We start from the raw sequence: 19986 nt of genomic DNA, 5'->3' as shown, positions 1-19986 counted from the left end.
ATAAGTTATTGAATAAGAAGATTACACCCTCTAATATCAGAGTTATCAAATCTTCCTAAAACATCAAAAGAACCATCATGATACACTTTTCCTAAATCTTGCGTGGCAATAAAAGAACATGAGTTAATGTTGGCTAAATCTATAACGTTAATTCCGCCACTTTTTTCAATAGGTAATAAAGATAATGCATCTTCGGTGTCTCTAATGAGGATTTTCATCCAGGGAGGACAATTAAATTTTTGAGAATCATTAAAATAAGCCTGACTCAACAATTCTGTCATTCCGTATTCTGAGTGAATGTTATCAACTCCAAAGCCTTTTTTTAGTTCATGGTGTAGCTCTTCACGAATCATTTCTTTACGTTTTCCTTTCATACCACCCGTTTCCATCACAATGGTGTGTTTTAGGTTGCAAGGAAATTTTTCAATAAAATCTAATAAGGCAAAAGAAACGCCAATCAATAAAGTCTTTTTTTGATGTTTTTCTTGCTCCTGTAATTTATCATATAACTCTTGATGATTGTGTAGATAAAATCCGCTATTTGGGTTTTGTGATTTATTGATTAAATCTTCTATCATATAGATGAGTGAAGACCCGTTGCGTTCTAAATAAGAAGGAAGCAAAGCTAAAACAGTATATTGCTTAATATCTCCATAAAATTGCTCAAAAGCTTTTAAATAACTTTTTTCGTACAAAGAAACATCTGTTACCAAATGTTTGCTCTGACTCATTCCTGTAGTTCCACTACTTAAAAAAGTTTCTTGTATGGGATTCTTATTGCTAAGAATTTGATGACTTTTAAAAAACTGAATAGGAAGAAATGGAATTTTTTGTGTTGAGGTAATTTTTTTTGGTACTATATTTAAGTAACCTAAAAAATCTCTATAAACCTTACAGTGCTCTGCTTGATGTTGAAAAACGGCTAGTGCTTGTTCTTCAAAGTTTTGTGGGGTGACTGATAAAAAATCAAACTGTTGCATGCTTTTATATATATTACAAAAATAAGCAAAGGTCTTTTAGATAAAAGTAAATAGTAGGATTAATTACTTTCTTCCAAAATCCGCTGGAATTTCTCCCCACACTTTGGTTTCCCATTTTAATATGGGGTTTTTAAAAGTATTTTCTTGTAACCATTTTTCACCACGTTTAATCAAGTCAAACATTATTTTATTTTCTTTATTAGGCATTATTTTGGTTCTACACTGTTTTGCTTTTATCCAAGCAATAGCAGTTCTAGAATCTGAATAAATCGGTAAGGTGGGTTGATTTATTTTTTGCAAATAAGCCAATCCGTGTACCAAAGCTAAAAATTCACCAATATTATTGGTTCCATCTTTAAAAGGACCTTGAATAAAAAGTTGTTGTTTGGTTTTGGTGTTTACTCCTCGGTATTCCATTAAACCTGGATTTCCACTACAGGCAGCATCTACACTAATAGATGTTAAGTTAGGTTTTCCAACTTTAGCCAAGGCATTTTTATCAATTATAGGTTTTTTGGTGTCTTTCCCTTTGTATTCTTCATAGGTTTTGGTAAAAGCAATTTTGGCTTCTTCTTTAGAGGTAAAAGATTTGTATTGTGCTCCTTGGTAACCATCAATTTGTTTTTTACAGTCGTTCCAACTGTTAAAAACACCTTTGGTTTTTCCGTTCCATACTACATAATATTTTATGTCTTTAGCCATTTTAGTTTAAGCGTTTATTACTTCATCAATAACTCTAGGAAAATGTTCTTGTTCTAGTAAATGAATTTTATCGGCAATGCTTTCTGGCGTGTCCTCAGCAGTTAAGACCGTTTTAGCCTGAAAGATAATAGCTCCTTCATCATAATTTTCGTTTACAAAATGAATGGTAATTCCTGTTTCGGGTTCATTGTTTTCTTTTACAGCCCTGTGTACGTGCATTCCATACATTCCTTTTCCTCCATAATTAGGCAGTAGGGCAGGATGTATGTTGATAATTTTATTAGGAAAAGCCTCAATAATATTTTCGGGAACTTTTAATAAAAACCCTGCTAGAATAATAAAATCAGCTTCAACTTTTAACAAGTTTAATAGCTCAACTTGCTCTTTCATCTCTTTATTAGAGAAAACTTTGCTCTTAATTCCTAGTTTTTTTGCTCTTTCTAGTACAAAAGCATCCTTTTTATTGCTTAAAATGTAGGTGATTTTAACATTTTTATTGGACGAAAAGTAGTTAACAATGTTCTCTGCATTTGATCCAGATCCGGATGCTAGAATGGCTATTTTAATCATATTTTATTGACTTTAGAGCGGTTTTTAATTTTCTTGATGTGTGTTAAGTGCACAAAAACTTAGTACAAAGATGTGATAATTTTTTATATCTTAGTGAATATATTTTCTACAAACATTGTTCGCAGAAACAAAAGTTTTTTATTTTTGTCCCGGTTTTAAACTTAATTAAATAATAATATTATGTCAGACATTGCATCAAGAGTAAAAGCAATTATCGTTGATAAGTTAGGAGTTGACGAAAACGAAGTAACTGCTGAGGCAAGCTTCACAAACGATTTAGGAGCAGATTCTTTAGATACTGTTGAATTAATCATGGAATTCGAAAAAGAATTTGATATTCAAATTCCAGACGATCAAGCTGAAAACATTGGAACAGTAGGTCAGGCTGTAAGCTTTATTGAGGCAGCAAAGTAATTAGAAAATTATCTATTTATGAAATTGAAACGAGTTGTAGTTACTGGACTTGGTGCATTGACACCAATCGGAAACAATATAGAAGAGTATTGGGATGGTTTAGTGAATGGGAAAAGCGGAGCTGCTCCTATAACACACTTTGATGCTGCCAAGTTCAAAACTCGTTTTGCATGCGAGGTTAAAAATTTTGATGTGAATGACTTTATTCACAGAAAAGAGGCTCGTAAAATGGACAAATTTACACAGTTTGCCATGGTAGTTGCCGATGAAGCAATTACAAATTCAAAGTTAGATGTTGAAAATGTAGATCCTGATAGAGTTGGGGTAATCTGGGGATGTGGAATTGGTGGAATTGACACTTTTGAACAAGAAGTTGTAAATTTTGCTAATGGTGATGGTACTCCAAAGTACAATCCATTCTTTATTCCAAAAATGATTGCTGATATTGCTCCAGGTCACATTTCTATGAAGTATGGTTTTAGAGGACCTAACTTTACAACAGTATCTGCATGTGCATCTTCTGCAAATGCAATTATAGATGCCTTAAACTACATTCGTTTAGGTCATGCTGATGTAATTGTTACAGGTGGTTCTGAGGCTTCTGTTACAGGAGCGGCTATGGGAGGTTTTAACGCTTTACATGCTTTGTCTCAAAGAAATGATGATCCTGCTACTGCATCTCGTCCGTTTGATAAAGACCGTGATGGTTTTGTAATGGGTGAAGGTGGAGGAGCTCTTATTTTAGAAGAATATGAGCACGCTGTAGCTAGAGGTGCAAAAATTTATTGTGAAGTTGCAGGAGGAGGTTTATCTGCCGATGCTTATCACTTAACAGCACCACATCCTGAAGGATTAGGAGCAACAAAAGTAATGCAGAATTGTTTACAAAATGCAGGTTTAAATCCTGAAGATGTAGATGCTGTAAATATGCACGGAACATCAACCCCATTAGGTGATGTTGCAGAGTTAAAGGCTATTCAAAAAGTATTTGGAGAGCATGCTTATAACGTGAATATTAATTCTACTAAATCTATGACAGGTCACTTGTTAGGAGCTGCTGGAGCTATTGAGGCTATTGCTTCGGTATTAGCAATGGAGCACGGAATGGTACCACCTACTATTAACCATTCTGTTTTAGATGAAAACATAGATTCTAAGTTGAACTTAACGCTTAATAAAGCTCAAAAGAGAGATATTAAAGTGGCTATGAGTAATACTTTTGGATTTGGTGGACACAATGCTTGCGTGTTGTTTAAAAAATTAGAAGCTTAGGAATTTTGAAATTCTTTAAAAATATAAAAAAATCTCGTCCGGCTTCGGACGAGATTTTTTATGCTCAAATAAAAAAAATTATAGGGTTTACTCCTAAAAACTTATCTGTATATAAGCAAGCCTTTACTCATACCTCTTTACAATTAAAAGATGAGAAGGGAAATCCTTTAAATTTTGAAAGGTTAGAATATTTAGGAGATGCTATGTTAGGATCTATTGTTGCTTCTTATTTGTTTAATGAAGTACCAGATGCTAATGAAGGGTATTTAACGCAAATGCGTTCTAAAATTGTAAGTAGAGAACATTTAAATGAGTTAGGTAAGGATTTAGATTTGTTAAAATATTTAATCACTAAAACCTCTAAAGCTAAAATAGGAACAAATATACACGGTAATTTATTTGAGGCTTTGGTTGGAGCTATTTATTTGGATAGAGGGTTTAATTATTGCTCAAAGTTTATCAATAAAAAAGTACTCTCTATATATGTTGATATAGAGAAACTAGAAGGTAAAATTACTAGTTATAAAGGCTTGCTAATTGAGTGGTCGCAAAAAAACAAAAGAAGCTTAAAATTTGAAGTATATGAAGATACAGGTAATCAGAATGTAAAACATTTTAGTGTTAGGTTGTTTGTAGATAAAAAAGTGATTTCAAAAGGAAGAGCTACTTCTAAAAAAAGGGCAGAAGAAATGGCTGCTAAAAGAGCTTATTATGTGTTTCAATCGGAGATAGAAATGTTACTATAACGTTTGCGTTTTATTCTAAGAATTGTAATTTTATATTAATAACTATTACTAACTTCGTTTGTGAGTTTTTACGTATAAATACGTAGTTTTGTATGGCGGCTAATTATTTAACATTTTGTGATTTAGATGAGCAAGATTATCAAATAATTGCTGTGCATACAGCATTACAAGATTATAAAGTAGCTTATCTTCTAAATAATGATTTAGGATTTAAGTTGAAAAGAACTGTACCAGATTTAGATTATGTTATAGAAGGTAAAAAAGCTTTTTTTTCATCATTTGAATTTGAAGACTCAAAAAACTTAATCGACTGGTATTTAGTTAAAAATAAATATAAAGTTAAAAGTTTTAATAAAGAGTCTTTAGGATTGTTTCAAACAGAAGATTCTTTTACGAGTTCTTATGTTTATTTACAGCCTGAGGTAAAAGAGGCAGATTTTATAGTAAAAGTTCAAGGTGATTTTGTAGCATCAAAACTAAAAAATCTAATACAACAAATAAATAAAATAGAAGGTATTGTTACTGCTTATGTAGTAGATACTGATAAATTAAACCATAAAGAATACTTAATTTTTTAAATATGTCACAAACTAAAAAAACCAAGATTGTTGCTACGTTAGGACCTGCTTTAACAGGTAACAAAGCTAAGTTAAAGGAACTAATGATCTCTGGAGTAAACGTTTTCAGAATTAATTTTTCTCATGCCGATGAGGATGATGTAAGAACTAATGTTAGATTAATTAGAGAATTAAACGAAGAGTTAGATTTTAACGTTGCTATTTTAGCAGATTTACAAGGACCTAAGTTACGTGTTGGTGTCATGGCTGAAGGAGTTGAATTAGCTCCTGGAGATGTGTTTAAATTTACTACTGAAAAGTGTGAAGGAACACAGGAAAAAGCATTTATGACTTATAAGCAATTTCCTAAAGATGTTAAAGTTGGTGAAAAGATTTTAGTAGATGATGGAAAATTATTATTTGAAGTTACAGATACTAATAACGAAGATTTAGTAACAACTAAGGTTTTAAGAGGTGGTCCATTAAAATCAAAAAAAGGAGTTAATTTACCAAATACAAACGTTTCTTTACCAGCATTGACTGAAAAGGATATTAAAGATGCAAAATTTGCTCTTGGTTTAGAAGTAGATTGGATGGCTTTGTCTTTTGTACGTAATCCTGCAGATTTAGATGATATTCATAAATTAATTAAAGAAAACTCTGATACTTCTGTTTACAGAACTAGAGTAATATCAAAAATTGAGAAACCAGAAGCATTAAAAAATATTGATGCTATTATTGCTAATACCGATGCAATTATGGTAGCTCGTGGAGATTTGGGTGTGGAAATTCCTATGTCTGAGGTGCCATTAGCTCAAAAAATGTTGGTAAGAAAGTGTAAAGAAGCTAAGATTCCTGTAGTAATCGCTACACAAATGATGGAGACAATGATTGAGAACTCTGTACCAACTCGTGCTGAGGTAAATGACGTTGCTAACTCTATTATGGATGGTGCTGATGCTGTAATGTTGTCTGGAGAAACTTCTGTAGGAGCATTTCCAAATGAAGTAATTCAGGTAATGAGACAAATTATTTTAGATGTAGAAAATTCTAGTTTAATTGAAGTTCCTAGAGAATCTCCAAAATTAGATCCAGATGCAGATAAAGCTATTTCTAATGCTATTTGTCATCAAGCGGCATTGGTTGCTGAGGATGTGAATGCTAAAGTAATTTCAACCATTACTGATACAGGTTATACAGCTCAACAAATTTCAGCTTTAAGACCAAAATCACAAATTTTAGCATTCTGTTCTGATAGAAGAACATTGGGAATGATGAATATTATGTGGGGGGTAAAAGGTAGATATTACGAGCCTAAAACACACTTTTCTACAGATGTAATTAGAGATGTTAACAATATTGCTTTAGAAAGTGGTTATTTAGCTGAAGGTGATATTGTAATAAATATTAACTCTACTCCAATCATGGAAAAAGGTGATGTAAATACTTTACGTATTTCTAAAGTTGATTTAAGCAAGTTAAAGTAAGCTTTATAGCATATAAAATTTAAAAAGCCCTGTTCAATTTATGAACAGGGCTTTTTTGTTATTCAGCATGAAACCTAACAGGTAACATATAAATTAAGTTAACAGGTTTCCCATTTTGCTTTGCAGGAATCATTTTGGGTAGTTTTTTAATCACATCTTTTATTTCTTTTGCAAGTTCTGGATGTGTTTTTGTAGTTTGAATATCAGGGCTTATTTCACCTTTTGAATTGATGATGAACTGACAGTTAATTTTTTGCATTCCGTATAAGTTTAATTCTTCTGCAATTCCAAGGTCAAAGTTTTTTCCAAAAAATTTAGCCATATTTTTATTAAAGCATTTTTTAGATTTTTCATTGTTGTTTATGTATTTTTCGCAACCTGGAAAAACAGGAATGTTGTCTACACTCATAAAAGGGATGGTTTCTACTCCCGCATCTTCGGGAATATCAATAAATTCAACCCCCTCTAAATCACTTGGAATATCTACGGGTACATCGGTAGAAATTATTGGTTTTTCAATGATATCAGTATTGTTATCAGTTTTTTTAAATTTCGTAGGGTCTATAAGATCTACAGGTTTTGTTTGAGTTTCTTTGGGCTCTATAATATCTTTAGGTTTTTCAGTTTTGGGTTGTTTTTTCTTTTCCTTAATAACATTTACCATACTGGTGACTTCATCTATTTTAAGGGTGGAAGGATTGTAAGTTACATGAGGTTTTTCAGAAGCATAGGTTTTTTGCTCAATAAAAATTAGGGTGATAAAAAGAGAGAGTACCAATCCTAAAAGAGTAAAAACATTGCTGTAGTTTTCAAGGTTTTGCTTGGGATTTTTTTTGATTTTCATGACGGATAAAGTTTAAGTTCTAAATTTTACACATCAATATAAATGCCAAAAAAAGCCTAACAATTGATTGTTAGGCTTTTATAAAATATGGAATTCTTTTTTATTTTAAAAGTTTATTTGCCATTTCTTTTCCTAGTTCTACACCAAATTGATCAAAGCTAAAAATGTTCCAAATAATTCCTTGTGTAAAAATTTTGTGCTCGTACATAGCAATAATTTTTCCTAAGCTATTAGGGGTTAATTTATCAGCTGTAATACAGTTGCTAGGTCTATTACCTGTAAATATCTTAAATGGTAATTCAATAGCATTTGGGGCAACAGTTTCTAATACTTGTTCTTTTGTTTTACCAAAACACAATGCATCTTGTTGACCATAAAAGTTTGCCATTAATTTTTTATGATGATCTGTTTTTCCATAAAGTGATTCATTAAATCCAATAAAATCACATGGGATTAATTTTGTTCCTTGGTGTACCAGTTGCATAAATGCATGTTGCATATTGGTTCCAGCGGCTCCCCAAATGATAGTTCCCGTTTGATAATCTACAGGATTTCCATCTCTATCTATAGACTTTCCATTACTTTCCATAAAAGCTTGTTGTAAATAAGCAGGTAAAGTATTTAAGTATTGTGTATATGGTAACACGGCTTCGCTTTCGGCACCATAAAAATTATTGTACCAAATACTTAACAATGCTAAAATTACAGGAATGTTTTCTTCAAACTTAGCCGTTTTAAAATGGTTGTCCATTTGATAAGCTCCATTTAATAATTCCGCATAATTTTCATATCCTACAGACAATGCAATAGACAAACCAACGGCTGACCATAAAGAAAAACGACCTCCAACCCAATTCCACATTGGAAATACGTTTTCTGATGCAATTCCAAAGTTAGCAACTGCTTCTAAGTTGGTAGATACAGCTACAAAATGTTTAGCAACATCAGATGCTTGAGCAGATTGTAAAAACCATTCTTTAATGGTAATGGCGTTTCCTATAGTTTCTTGAGTTGTAAATGTTTTAGAAACAATTACAAATAAAGTAGTTTCTGGATTTAACTTTTTAATCACTTCAGAAACATGATCTCCATCAATATTAGATACAAAATGAGTGGTTAAGTGGTTTTTGTAGTATTGTAAACCATCAACAACCATGTTAGGTCCCAAATCAGAACCACCAATTCCAATATTTACAATATCAGTAATTGCTTTACCAGTATAACCTTTCCAGTGTCCAGAAATTACTTTTTCAGTAAACGCTTTAATATTTTCTTTAGCAGTATTTACTTCAGGCATCACATCTACTCCTTCAGTATATACAGCATTTCCACTGTTGTTTCTTAAAGCAGTATGTAGTACAGCTCTTCCTTCTGTAGCGTTTATAATTTCTCCGTTAAAGTATTGCTGAATGGCATCTTCTAACTCTGCTTCTTTGGCTAAATCAACCAACAAGTTTAAGGTTTCTTTATTGATTCTGTTTTTAGCATAGTTTAGCTTTAAATCTCCTAAAGAAACTTGGTAATCACTATTTCTATTGCTGTCATTAGCAAATAAGTTTTGTAGCTCTAAGTTTTTAGCTTCTTTAAAGTGTTTGGTTAACTTTTGCCAAGCATTGGTTTCGGTTGGATTGATGTTTTTTAAGGCCATGTTGATTGAGTTTATAGTTTAGTATGGTATAGCATCAAGCTCCTTTTTTATTGGAGCAATATAGCTTAAGTATTTTTCTTGAATTTCTTTTTTCATAGGTTTGGCGGCAGGTAGTTCTTCTTTTAAGGGATCTACTTGTTTACCATGTTTCCAGAAACGATAACAAACATGTGGTCCAGAGGTGTTTCCTGTCATTCCTACCCAACCTATAATATCTCCTTGCTTTACATATTGACCTACTTTAACATTACGTTTTTTCATGTGTAAATATTGGGTAGTGTATGTTCCGTTATGACGAATTTTAACGTAGTTACCATTTCCTCCTCGGTATTTAGATTCAATTACTTGTCCATTTGCGGTGCTTAGGATCGGTGTGCCTACAGGGGCAGCAAAATCAGTTCCTAAATGTGGTTTTACTCTACCGTAAAAAGCGATATATCTTTTTAAGTTATATCTTGATGAAATTCTACTAAATTTTAATGGGGCTTTTAAAAAAGCACGTCTTAAGTTATTGGTTTGATCATCAAAATATTCTTGAATACCTGTGATAGAATCTGGAACGTAATTAAAGGCATAAAAAGGTTTTCCTACATGTTCAAAATAAGCAGCTTTAATTTTACCTATACCTGCAGGAATAGTATCATTAATATATTTTTGCTCGTATAAAACTTTAAATCTATCGTTTTTTTGAAGTCTAAAAAAATCTATAGTCCAAGCATAAATATCAGATAAATCATTAGCAACAACAGGGCTTACGTGTTTTGCATCTAAAGATTGAGAAAGGGAGCTTGTTATTATTCCTGAAGCTTCTTCAATTTTAACAGTTACTTTCTTTTTTACGTTTTTAATGTAAATAGAATCTCTAAAATCAACAATAGAGTAATTAATTAAATCGTGTTGATAAATAAAAACTTGAGCTTGTTCTGTAGAATCTTTAGCAGCTAAAACGGTATAGTTTTTTCCTGCTCTTAATCTACGAACATCAAATTCTGGTTTTACAGTATTGGCAATTTCATATATTTTTGGAGTCCAAACATGATGTTGGTCTAAAATGGTTCCAAATGTTTCCCCTTTTTCTATTTTCTTTTTAACAACTTTAAAAGTGTCTAAATCGTAACCAAATAACTTTTTAGAAACTTTAACTATTTCTTTAATTGGGGTTTTTTCTTTCTTTTCTTCTGTTTTAGATTTGTTGTTACAGGAAAGTAAAGTAAAAATTGAGAAGGCAAGTATGGTGATTTTTTTCAATATTCTAGGGTTTATTTTCACCGATCAAAAGTACAATTTTTTATCAATCTATAATAATATTAAGCGGGTGAGAAAGTCCCTTGTATTGATCAATATCCGCTTTTAAAGCCCCTACAGCTAAATCGGCTTGAATTCTAACAGGTATTTTGTTTTTATCTGCTGTAATCCAAAGCGTTAAACTTTCTTGTTCTTTAAAAACCCTACCTGATTGTACCAAAGGTCTAAACTTAATACATGCTATTTTTCCGAATTTGGTTCTAATGGTTTCTTCTCCTAATTTAACTAATTTGAAAGGGAATTTTTTTCCATCAAAAAACATATCAATTTCTACATGTTCGTTTGTTTTTAGGGTGTCAGAAACATTGTTTCGCAAGTAATAAAAAGCAGCAATCATATCCTGTACATTTTTGGCTGCTACTCTTTCTTGTTCCTTTCTTTTATGGTCAATGGTTAAAACACTGTCTTTTTCAAAAAATAATTCAACATTTTTGGTGTGTTTACCTTCTTTAACTTTTCTAATAGCTTTGGTTGGATATCCTGTTTTTGGGTTGATATAAGATTCATATCTATCTTCAACAGGAAACACCCAGTTTAACATGCCTGTACTCCATCCTTTTCCAATAACATGCTGTATTTTTTTTTGATGAATTGTTTCTTCTTTCACTTCCATGGTTGCATAACCAGCATTAATAATTCCGTAGTGAACTCTAAACTGAATCCATTCTCCATGCTTGTACGCGTTTTTTATTTGAGCGGAGGTGTTATTGGTTAAAACACCGAGTAAGAATATAAGGCAGTATTGTAAGTTTTTCATGCTGATTAGTGATTTCTTTGTAAAGGTAAATCAAACCTTATTCCAAATTAAAAAAATTAAATAGAACACAAGCATTGACCATGGTATTTTTTTAGCTTTGCGCTATGCGATATTTATATAACACACTTGTTTATTTATCGGTTTTAGTACTAAAAGTGATTTCTTTTTTTAGCACTAAAATCAAGTTGTTTGTCGTAGGAAGACAACAAGTATTTCAGGAAATAAAAAAAAATCTAAATCCTTTACAAAAAACAGTATGGATTCATGCTGCTTCTTTAGGAGAGTTTGAGCAAGGAAGACCTGTAATAGAAGAAATAAAAAAAGAATTTCCAGATTTCCAGATTTTAATAACCTTTTTTTCTCCTTCGGGTTATGAAGTTAGAAAAAATTATGAATTGGCCAATGTGGTTTGTTATTTACCAATGGATACTGCAACTAATGCCAAAAAATTCATCAAACTTGTTCAACCTTCTGTTGCTGTTTTTATTAAATATGAAATTTGGCCAAATTATTTAATGCAATTAAAAAAAGATAAAATTCCAACTTTATTGATTTCAGGAATTTTTAGAAAAAATCAGATTTTCTTTAAGCCTTATGGGGTCTGGATGCGAAAATCTTTAAAAGGATTTAGTTCTTTTTTTGTACAAGATGAAGTTTCTAAGACTTTATTAAATTCAGCCGGAATTAATAATGTTACCATTGCTGGAGATACCAGGTTTGATAGAGTTCAAAAATTGGTGGAGGCTAATGAAAAATTACCGTTTGTAAACGACTTTAAAAATGAATCCTATTTGTTGGTTGCAGGAAGTACGTGGTTGGAAGATGAAGAAAAATTGGTGGCCTATATCAATAATGTTTCAAAAGCAAACGAAAAATTTATCATTGCCCCACACAATATTAAATCAGAAGGTATTAACAGGTTAGAGAAAAGTATTAAAAAATCAACAGTACTGTTTACTCAAAAAGAGGGAAAAAATTTACATGATTATCAGGTAATGATTATTGATACTGTTGGAATTTTATCAAAAATATATGCTTATGCAAACGTGGCTTATATTGGTGGTGGTTATACCAAAAGCGGAGTACATAATACTTTAGAGGCTGCAACTTATGGACTGCCTATTGTTATAGGGCCTAATTTTAAAAAATTTAAAGAAGTAAATGATTTGGTTTCTTTAAATGGTGTTGTAAGTGTTGGCAACGAGTCTGATTTAATATCACTTCTAATGTTGTTCCGTGATAATGATGCTTTAAGGATTGAAAAACAAAAAATTACCCAAAAATATGTAGCAAATAATTTAGGAGCTACTAAAAAAATAATGCAAAAAGTAAAACCTATTTTATCAAATGAAAAAGTATAGCATTATAGCAATTTTGATGACTGTTTTAACAGTTTTATTTTTATCTGATTTTAGGCTTTTAGAAACAGTTTATTTAATTCCTAATTTTTTATGGGCGTTTCCTCTGTATGGATTTTATTTTTTAAGTAGTTGGTATTTTTCTATAGCTTTTAAAACCAAACTTAAAACAATTCAAAAAATATTGATTATTATTTTAGGAGGGATAGGAATTGTTTCGTTGTTGTCTTTTGGTTTTTCTATATGGAAAATAAATGGAGGTAATATTCTATCTACACCACAGGAAACTTTCCAAATAAACTTAAAAAATATTTTCTTTTGGGTGGTTTATCAATCGTATTTATTCTTGTTTTTCTTTTCTGCATTTAAACAATTGGTAACCCTAGATCAAAAATAGTTACAAGAGTTTAATGTATAATTGACACTAAGGTAACGTTGTTGTTGTAAGCTTGCAAGTTACTAATATGGGTGATTATGCGGCTTTATCTTTTTTTGTTATTCTGTTTTATTTCATTTTTTGCTTGGTCTCAAAATATTAAGTTTAAAAACTATACTACCAATCAGGGGCTTTCTAATAATTCGGTTATTGATATTGAAAATGATACAGATGGTGGGTTGTGGATTGCTACCTGGGATGGATTAAATTATTTTGATGGAGCTGACTTTGTAGTGTTTAAACATAGTATTGATAATAAGGAATCTATTTCTGGGAACTATATTATTAAGATTGAAAAAGATAACGATGGTGTTATATGGATTCTTACAAAAAACGGAAAGGTTAGTAAATACTTAGGCAATAATCGTTTTAAGAACTTTGTTTTTGATAAAGAAGTCACAAATATTAAAATATCTGAAGAAGGAAATGTTGTTGTATTTACATCAACAATGGTATGGGAGTTTATTGAAAATCATTTTGTAAAGAAAAAAACACCCGCGATTGATGTTGATAATGCTATTGTTTTTAAAAATATTTTATTAGCAAAATATCCTAAATTAATTATCAACGATGTTTTAAAAGATAAGAAGGGAAATATTTGGTTTGCCACTCGTAGGAATGGTTTGTATATAATACCTAATAATTCTAATAATATTCAAAATACACAAATAGACCATTACACGGTTGATATGTATTCTCCCTATACCTTTGGGAGTAATGAAATTGAAAAATTACATTTAGATAGTTTTAATAATGTTTGGTTAGGGCAAAAAGATGGTGGTTTGAGTATGGCCTATCAAGGATCAGAGTTTATTTCTTATGTTGGGCCACATCCTAACAAATATCCACATTTACCAACGGAAACCATTAGAGCAATAACTAAAGATTTTAAGGGCTGTTTATGGTTAGGGTATTATAATAATGGTGCTTATTATTATGATAATAATACAAAATGTTATCAAAAATATAAGATTAAAGAATCTGATCAGAATATAGATTGGCAAAGAGTAAGGTCTTTGTTTACGGCTTCAGACGGAACTATATGGATTGGTACTTATGCAGGAATTATTCGTGTTTTTAAAGATAAGTATTTGCTTTACAAAGCCGAGGACATTAAAGAATTACCAAATAACAGATCTTATTCTATTTATGAAGACAACAATCATAATTTATGGATTTCTTGCTGGGGTGGAGTGGCCAAGTTTAATTTAAATAAAAATAAGTTTGAGAGTTTTAACGGACAAGAGAAATTACAAACATATCATGTTAGGAACGTAAAAAAAGTAAATTCGGAGTTAATTCTTAGTACGGAAAACAATGGACTAGTTCTTTTTAATTTAAAGACCAGTAAAGTAGAGAGTGTTACTTTAAGTAATGGTATTCTAGGCAATAGTATTTATGCTTCAATTTATGATGAAGAGCATCAAAATTATTGGATAGCATCACTTGGAGGAATTAGTGTCTATAACAAAGCAAAAGGTTTGGTGAAAAATATTACCGAAGAGAATGGTTTGTTAAGCCACATGGTTTATGGATTACTTAAGCAAGATGACAAAGTTTGGTTAAGCACTACAAAGGGCTTGGTGGTTGTAAACAAAAACAGTTTTAAGTTAAATGCTATAAACCCTGTTGAAGGGTGGCAGGCTTCTGAATTTTCCGAAGGTGCATATTATAAAGACCCTAAAGGTATTTTATATTTTGGAGGAGTAAATGGTCTAAATTACTTTAGTCCTAATATGTTTAGTGTAACTAATCAGATTCCTAAAATTAACATTGAAGTTAATGAAAACGAAAATTATAAAGATAGTTTAAGTTGTAGTCATTCAAATAATTACTTAAAAATTAATGTAAAAACTATTGTTTTTCCTGAAAGCTATAAAAGTGAATTTAAAGTTTTTTATAGGTTAAAAGGAATTGATGATGATTGGATGTTGCTACCTAAAAGTCAAAAAGTTATATACAATAATTTACCTTCAGGTAACTATGAGTTTTTAATAAAGACTTCAGCAAATGAACTAGAGCAAAAATACTTTACAGTTCAAATAAATAAAGCTTTTTATGAAACGGCTTGGTTTAATATAATGAGCATTTTTTTATTAGCACTTGTCTTGATTTTTATTTTTTATGTAAAGGATAAAAACGCTAAAAAACAAAAAGTAAAATTGGAGCAAAAAATTATTAATAGAACCAAGGTTATTGAAACTCAAAAACAAGATTTACTACTGGTAAATAAAAAATTAGATGAAAAAAATAAAGAAATTTACAAGCAACAAGAAAAGTTGTTAGAACTACATAGTAGTTTAAAAAATGAAGATTTTGAATTAGAAAAGTTCAAAACCTTTATTTTATCAGATTTCCAAGAACCAATAACCAAAATAATTCAGCAAGCCAATAAAATTAAAGGTGATACGGTTGTTCAGCAAAAATTATTAAAAAATGCAGTAATGTTAATTAACATGCTTTCGGAGTGGAATTATTTAGATCATGTTAAAGACATAGGAAATCAACAAAAAAGTACCATAAACCTATTTCCTGTTCTAACTGATATTGTTGAAAAAACTAGGGAAACACTTCAAAAAAACAACGTTCACTTTATTACCGAAATAGACAAAAACATTCACTGGGTTGAGGTAGATTTATTAAGGTTTAAGTTATTACTACAATATTTTTTTAACGATGTTATTAAATATTCCAACAAACAGAGTAGTTTAAAAGTAGTTATTAGCCATGCCAAAAATGTCTTTAAGTTTTGTTTGTCGTCTAATAGTGATCTGCTTATAAATAATTGGAATAATATTTCTCATTATAGTCCATATCATAAATCTGTAAAAACCTTACTAAGTCATTTAAATGGAAGTATAAAAAAGATAGAAGATGAAGAGTTTAAAATAGAAATATTTTTGCCGATGAATAGTGTAAAAAATGATAAAGACTATCAGGTAAAAACCATTTCTTGGAAGCACTTAAATACAAGTCAAATATTAAATAATAGTCATTATAATGTTCTTGTTTTTTCAGATCCTAAAAACGTAGAAATTACAAAACACCTATTGTCTGGTGAACAAAGTAATTTGTTTTTTGAGTCTTCGGTGTCCGATTTGTCTTCGGCTTTGCAACAAATAAATATTGATGTAGTGGTTTTTTATCAAACAACATTTACCAAAGAATTGGTTTCATTTTTTAATTTACGTAAACAAGATATTAAAAACAGCAATATTCCTTTTGTATATATATCAGAAGAAATAAATTACATGTTAAATGAACAGTCTTTAGAGTTTGGAATAGATGTGGTAATACAGCTACCAGCTAGTGATTCTTTTGTAAAAAAGAAAATATATGCTCTTTTAAAGCCCAAAAAAGAAAAACAAGAAAGTAAACTCCAAAAAGAGATTTATGAAATTCTTGTAGAAGATAATAATCAACAAACTCCTAATGACAAATTATTAAAAAAAGCATTAGAGGTTATAAAAAACCAATTGGCCAACCCAAGTTTTAATGTAGAGATGTTAATAGATCATTTAGGCATTTCTAGGGTAAAATGTTACAGACTGTTTAAGGAAGTATTGCAGCAATCTCCTTCAGATGTTATTACCTCTCTTAGGTTTCAAAAAGCAGAATATTTACTAATGAATAAAAAATTAAACATTTCAGAAATAAGTTTTGAATGTGGTTTTAATGATCCTAAGTATTTTGGAAAGACTTTTAAAAAACAATTTGGAGTAAGTCCAAAGGTATACAAAGAGCAAAATTTAAAGAAGTAAGTATTACTGTAGGATTAACCTAGTGTTAACGCAATGTTAGTGTAACTAAATTCCACCTTTTTAACCTTTTATTACCACTATTTAGATCAAATTTTACTCCTTTGGAATATAAAATTACCCCCTTGTACAAGAGCTTAAATCTACATTTGAGCACCAATTATTAAATTAATTTCTAAATGAAAAAAGCGTATTTATTTTTATTGATGACTATAGGATGCATATCTATTTCTATGGCTCAAACATCTGTTAGCGGAACGGTAGTTTCCCAAACAGATAAAACACCTATACCAGGTGCATATGTTGTTTTAAAAGGACAAACGGGAACATCAACCATTACAGATTTTGATGGAAATTTTGTTTTAAATACAAAGACTAACAAAGGAATTATAGAGGTTTCATATTTAGGATATGCTGCTAAAAGTATAAACTTTTCAGGAAGTCAAAACTTAAAAATCTTTTTAAAAGAAGAGGCTAGTGGTTTAGATGAGGTAGTAATTGTTGGATATGGTTCACAAAAAAAATCTGATGTTACCGGTTCAATAGCTTCTGTAAAAAGTGAAGATTTTAACAAAGGAGTTGTTGCCAATGCAGGACAGTTGTTACAGGGTAAAGTAGCAGGTGTAAATGTTTCTAGTGCAAGTGGTGAACCAGGTTCTGGTCAAGATATTGTGGTTCGTGGAGTAGGTAGTTTGCGTTCTGGTACAACACCGCTTTATGTGGTCGATGGTTTTGCTATAGACAACGCAGGTAATGGAGTTCCAACCAACCCATTAAATTTTATCAATCCTCAAGATATTGCAAGTATTGATGTGTTAAAAGATGCATCGGCAGCAGCAATTTATGGAGCAAGAGCAGCAAATGGTGTAATTGTAATTACAACAAAAAAAGGAAAGTCTGGAGTTTCTCAAATAAATTTAACAATGTCTACAGCTTTGTCTTCAATAGCAAACAAGGTAGATGTTTTTGGAGCTGATGAATTTCGTAAGCAAGTAGTTGCTGTTGGAGGTCAACTTTCTGATGGTGGTGCAAATACAGATTGGCAAGATGAATTAACACGAATGGCAGTGTCTAACAAAACCAATTTATCCATGAGTGGAGGTTCAGATCAATCTTCATATTTTGGATCTGTAGGAGTAGAAGATATTCAAGGAATTTTAAATAATAATAATTTAAAAAGATATTCTGCTAAAGTAAACTTATCACAAAAAGCAATAGATAATCGTTTAAAAATAGACTTTAATTTAACAGCTTCTAGAACAGAGAACCAAAGATCTGATGCATCATCAATGGTAGCAAGTATGTTAGAATTGAATCCTACGGTACCTGTTTATACAAATGGAGTGCCAACAGATTTGGGAGATAGAACAAACCCTAAGGTAACAGAGGCTATTTACGGAGACTATTCTTATAACAACCGTATATTGGCAAACATTGCTCCTTCTTTTGAAATTGTAAAAGGGTTAACGTATAAATTAAATTTAGGAGTAGATTATTCTACAACCAATAGAGATATACAAACGTTGCCATATAAAGAGGCTGGAGTTACTCAAGGATTTTTAGATACATATGTAAATACAAACAGAAATACACAAGTAGAAAATACTTTAACCTATGTTCTTAAAAAAGACAAACATGATTTTACTCTTTTAGCAGGACATTCTTTTCAAGAAAATTTTAATACTTCTAAAGGATGGTCTTATAATGGGTATCCAGAAAATGGTGTAGAGCCAAGGTATCAAATGAGTTTAGGGAATTTAATAAGTGACTCTTCATCAGCAGATACCAATCAATTACAATCGTTTTTTGGTAGGTTAAATTATGGATACAATAACAAGTATTTGTTTACAGCAACTATGCGTGCTGATGGTTCTTCAAAATTTGGAGAAAACAATAAGTATGGATACTTTCCTTCTGTAGCTGTTGGATGGAATATTGCTAAAGAAGATTTTATGAAAGATAGCTCTATCAATAATTTAAAATTAAGATTTAGTTGGGGACAAACAGGAAATCAAGAAATTCCATCAAAAATTACCAAAGCAAGTTATGGTGAAAGTGGTGAAGATAATGACATTTATCCTTTAGATGGAAGTGTTGTAAATCAGAGTGATTACCCATTAGGATTGGTGTATAGCCGTACTGCAAACCCAGATCTTCAATGGGAGGTTTCTACACAAACCAACTTAGGATTAGATTTTGGATTGATGAACAATAAGCTGTCTGGTACGTTAGATGTTTTTAATAAAATTTCAGACAACATTATTTTAAATGCCATTACTACAGATCCAATTAATCCAACACCAACTTATTGGATTAATATTCCAAATATGGAAATTAAAAACACAGGAGTAGAATTGTCTTTAGATTATCAAAGCGATAGAAGAAAAGACTTTTCTTATAATGTTGGAGGAAACTTTTCATACACAAAAAATGAAGTTGAAAATTCACCTTATCAGGTATTTGCAACTGGTGCAGCACAAGGGTCAGGACAAAGTGGAGCAACTATTAACGGATATATTAATGGAGAGTCTATAGGTACATTTTATATGCGTGAATTTACTGGAATTGATGATCAAGGTTTTAGTGCGTATAAAGACATGAATAATGATGGTAGTATAGATGATAGAGACAGAGCAGCAGCAGGAAGTGCTTTACCAGATTATATGTATGCTTTTTACCTAAACTTGGTATATAAAAACTTTGATTTAGGATTAAACTTTAATGGAGCAGGAGGTAATAAAATATACAACCATACAAGAATGTCTTCTTTCAATATTGGAAATATTCAAGGGTCTTCTAACACCACTAGTCAGGCAGTTGAGTTTTTAAATGAATCTCCTCAAAATGCAAATTCAGTTTCTACTCGTTATTTAGAAGATGGTGATTTCTTAAGATTAAACAATGCAACATTAGGATATAATTTAAGTCCTAAAGCTATAGGAATTGGTCAATGGGTAAAAAACATTAGGCTTTCATTAACAGGACAAAATTTATTTGTAATTACAGATTATAAAGGATTTGATCCAGAGGTGAATACAGGGAGTCAATCAGGAGGTATTAAAACATTTGGAATTGATTATTACTCATATCCAAAAGCCAGAACTTTCTTATTTGGGTTAAACGTATCATTCTAATAAAAAAACATTTTTAAA

16 protein-coding genes are annotated in these 19986 nt (G+C 30.9%); 9 read left to right on the top strand and 7 right to left on the bottom strand.

The genetic code is table 11. The annotated features are described in order from the left end of the window. Positions 1–5: 5 nt before the first annotated feature. From ACXGQT_RS10105 to purN, 3 genes are all read right to left on the bottom strand, one after another. Positions 6–980: a LuxE/PaaK family acyltransferase gene (locus ACXGQT_RS10105; protein WP_457828476.1), complete on the bottom strand. Its 975-nt coding sequence runs from the start codon at positions 978–980 to the stop codon at positions 6–8. A 63-nt stretch (positions 981–1043) separates the two neighbouring features. Then, on the bottom strand, positions 1044–1682 hold the full coding sequence (locus ACXGQT_RS10100) for a ribonuclease H1 domain-containing protein (protein WP_457828475.1): 639 nt from the start codon (positions 1680–1682) through the stop codon (positions 1044–1046). Positions 1683–1688: 6 nt separating this feature from the next. After that, positions 1689–2252 carry a phosphoribosylglycinamide formyltransferase gene (purN, locus tag ACXGQT_RS10095; RefSeq protein WP_457828474.1) on the bottom strand — a complete coding sequence of 188 codons (564 nt, stop codon included), beginning with the start codon at positions 2250–2252 and terminating at the stop codon, positions 1689–1691. A gap of 180 nt (positions 2253–2432) precedes the next feature. Here purN and ACXGQT_RS10090 point away from each other — a divergent pair, with 180 nt between their 5' ends. The 5 genes from ACXGQT_RS10090 to pyk all read left to right on the top strand — a co-directional run bounded on the left by ACXGQT_RS10090 (position 2433) and on the right by pyk (position 6728). Then, the gene (locus ACXGQT_RS10090; RefSeq protein WP_068828135.1) at positions 2433–2666 is read left to right on the top strand and encodes an acyl carrier protein; all 234 of its coding nucleotides are present in this window, start codon (positions 2433–2435) and stop codon (positions 2664–2666) included. An 18-nt stretch (positions 2667–2684) separates the two neighbouring features. Continuing rightward, positions 2685–3938 (top strand): beta-ketoacyl-ACP synthase II, encoded by a 1254-nt coding sequence (fabF, locus tag ACXGQT_RS10085; RefSeq protein WP_457828473.1) that lies wholly within the window; start codon positions 2685–2687, stop codon positions 3936–3938. Positions 3939–3943: 5 nt separating this feature from the next. Beyond that, positions 3944–4684, top strand: a complete 741-nt coding sequence (rnc, locus tag ACXGQT_RS10080) for a ribonuclease III (protein WP_457828472.1) — start codon at positions 3944–3946, stop codon at positions 4682–4684. 92 nt (positions 4685–4776) lie between these two features. After that, the gene (locus ACXGQT_RS10075) at positions 4777–5262 is read left to right on the top strand and encodes an IPExxxVDY family protein (protein ID WP_457828471.1); all 486 of its coding nucleotides are present in this window, start codon (positions 4777–4779) and stop codon (positions 5260–5262) included. Positions 5263–5264: 2 nt separating this feature from the next. Then, positions 5265–6728, top strand: coding sequence for a pyruvate kinase (gene pyk / locus ACXGQT_RS10070; protein ID WP_457828470.1), 1464 nt, complete (start codon positions 5265–5267; stop codon positions 6726–6728). Positions 6729–6786: 58 nt separating this feature from the next. Here pyk and ACXGQT_RS10065 read toward each other — a convergent pair whose 3' ends face one another. The 4 genes from ACXGQT_RS10065 to ACXGQT_RS10050 form a co-directional block, all read right to left on the bottom strand. Beyond that, entirely contained in the window at positions 6787–7572 is a 786-nt protein-coding gene (locus ACXGQT_RS10065; protein WP_457828469.1) for an energy transducer TonB, read from the bottom strand. Positions 7573–7672: 100 nt separating this feature from the next. Further along, complete coding sequence (pgi, locus tag ACXGQT_RS10060; RefSeq protein WP_457828468.1) at positions 7673–9220, bottom strand: glucose-6-phosphate isomerase; 1548 nt, start codon at positions 9218–9220, stop codon at positions 7673–7675. An 18-nt stretch (positions 9221–9238) separates the two neighbouring features. Beyond that, positions 9239–10468, bottom strand: a complete 1230-nt coding sequence (locus ACXGQT_RS10055; protein ID WP_457828467.1) for a peptidoglycan DD-metalloendopeptidase family protein — start codon at positions 10466–10468, stop codon at positions 9239–9241. 43 nt (positions 10469–10511) lie between these two features. After that, positions 10512–11282, bottom strand: a complete 771-nt coding sequence (locus ACXGQT_RS10050; RefSeq protein WP_457828466.1) for a DUF3108 domain-containing protein — start codon at positions 11280–11282, stop codon at positions 10512–10514. Between the two features lie 104 nt (positions 11283–11386). Between ACXGQT_RS10050 and ACXGQT_RS10045 the strand changes: the two genes are divergently transcribed. The 4 genes from ACXGQT_RS10045 to ACXGQT_RS10030 all read left to right on the top strand — a co-directional run bounded on the left by ACXGQT_RS10045 (position 11387) and on the right by ACXGQT_RS10030 (position 19968). Continuing rightward, the gene (locus ACXGQT_RS10045) at positions 11387–12643 is read left to right on the top strand and encodes a 3-deoxy-D-manno-octulosonic acid transferase (RefSeq protein ID WP_457828465.1); all 1257 of its coding nucleotides are present in this window, start codon (positions 11387–11389) and stop codon (positions 12641–12643) included. Beyond that, positions 12630–13037, top strand: a complete 408-nt coding sequence (locus ACXGQT_RS10040; RefSeq protein WP_457828464.1) for a hypothetical protein — start codon at positions 12630–12632, stop codon at positions 13035–13037. Before ACXGQT_RS10045 ends, ACXGQT_RS10040 begins: the two co-directional genes overlap by 14 nt. Before the next feature lie 77 nt (positions 13038–13114). Next, a complete protein-coding gene (locus ACXGQT_RS10035; RefSeq protein ID WP_457828463.1) occupies positions 13115–16837 on the top strand; it encodes a two-component regulator propeller domain-containing protein in 3723 nt (1240 codons plus the stop codon). A 176-nt stretch (positions 16838–17013) separates the two neighbouring features. Continuing rightward, a complete protein-coding gene (locus tag ACXGQT_RS10030; RefSeq protein ID WP_457828462.1) occupies positions 17014–19968 on the top strand; it encodes a SusC/RagA family TonB-linked outer membrane protein in 2955 nt (984 codons plus the stop codon). Positions 19969–19986: the final 18 nt, after the last annotated feature.

This window comes from Wenyingzhuangia sp. IMCC45467, assembly GCF_054111205.1.
This window is presented reverse-complemented; position numbering and strand designations above follow the sequence as displayed.

Excerpts from the sequence above, each read along its gene's own strand:
- ACXGQT_RS10105 (WP_457828476.1), bottom strand. The coding sequence starts at position 980 with ATGCAACAGTTTGATTTTTTATCAGTCACCCCACAAAACTTTGAAGAA.
- ACXGQT_RS10100 (WP_457828475.1), bottom strand. The coding sequence starts at position 1,682 with ATGGCTAAAGACATAAAATATTATGTAGTATGGAACGGAAAAACCAAA.
- purN (WP_457828474.1), bottom strand. The coding sequence starts at position 2,252 with ATGATTAAAATAGCCATTCTAGCATCCGGATCTGGATCAAATGCAGAG.
- ACXGQT_RS10090 (WP_068828135.1), top strand. The coding sequence starts at position 2,433 with ATGTCAGACATTGCATCAAGAGTAAAAGCAATTATCGTTGATAAGTTA.
- fabF (WP_457828473.1), top strand. The coding sequence starts at position 2,685 with ATGAAATTGAAACGAGTTGTAGTTACTGGACTTGGTGCATTGACACCA.
- ACXGQT_RS10075 (WP_457828471.1), top strand. The coding sequence starts at position 4,777 with ATGGCGGCTAATTATTTAACATTTTGTGATTTAGATGAGCAAGATTAT.
- pyk (WP_457828470.1), top strand. The coding sequence starts at position 5,265 with ATGTCACAAACTAAAAAAACCAAGATTGTTGCTACGTTAGGACCTGCT.
- ACXGQT_RS10065 (WP_457828469.1), bottom strand. The coding sequence starts at position 7,572 with ATGAAAATCAAAAAAAATCCCAAGCAAAACCTTGAAAACTACAGCAAT.
- pgi (WP_457828468.1), bottom strand. The coding sequence starts at position 9,220 with ATGGCCTTAAAAAACATCAATCCAACCGAAACCAATGCTTGGCAAAAG.
- ACXGQT_RS10050 (WP_457828466.1), bottom strand. The coding sequence starts at position 11,282 with ATGAAAAACTTACAATACTGCCTTATATTCTTACTCGGTGTTTTAACC.
- ACXGQT_RS10045 (WP_457828465.1), top strand. The coding sequence starts at position 11,387 with ATGCGATATTTATATAACACACTTGTTTATTTATCGGTTTTAGTACTA.
- ACXGQT_RS10040 (WP_457828464.1), top strand. The coding sequence starts at position 12,630 with ATGAAAAAGTATAGCATTATAGCAATTTTGATGACTGTTTTAACAGTT.
- ACXGQT_RS10035 (WP_457828463.1), top strand. The coding sequence starts at position 13,115 with ATGCGGCTTTATCTTTTTTTGTTATTCTGTTTTATTTCATTTTTTGCT.
- ACXGQT_RS10030 (WP_457828462.1), top strand. The coding sequence starts at position 17,014 with ATGAAAAAAGCGTATTTATTTTTATTGATGACTATAGGATGCATATCT.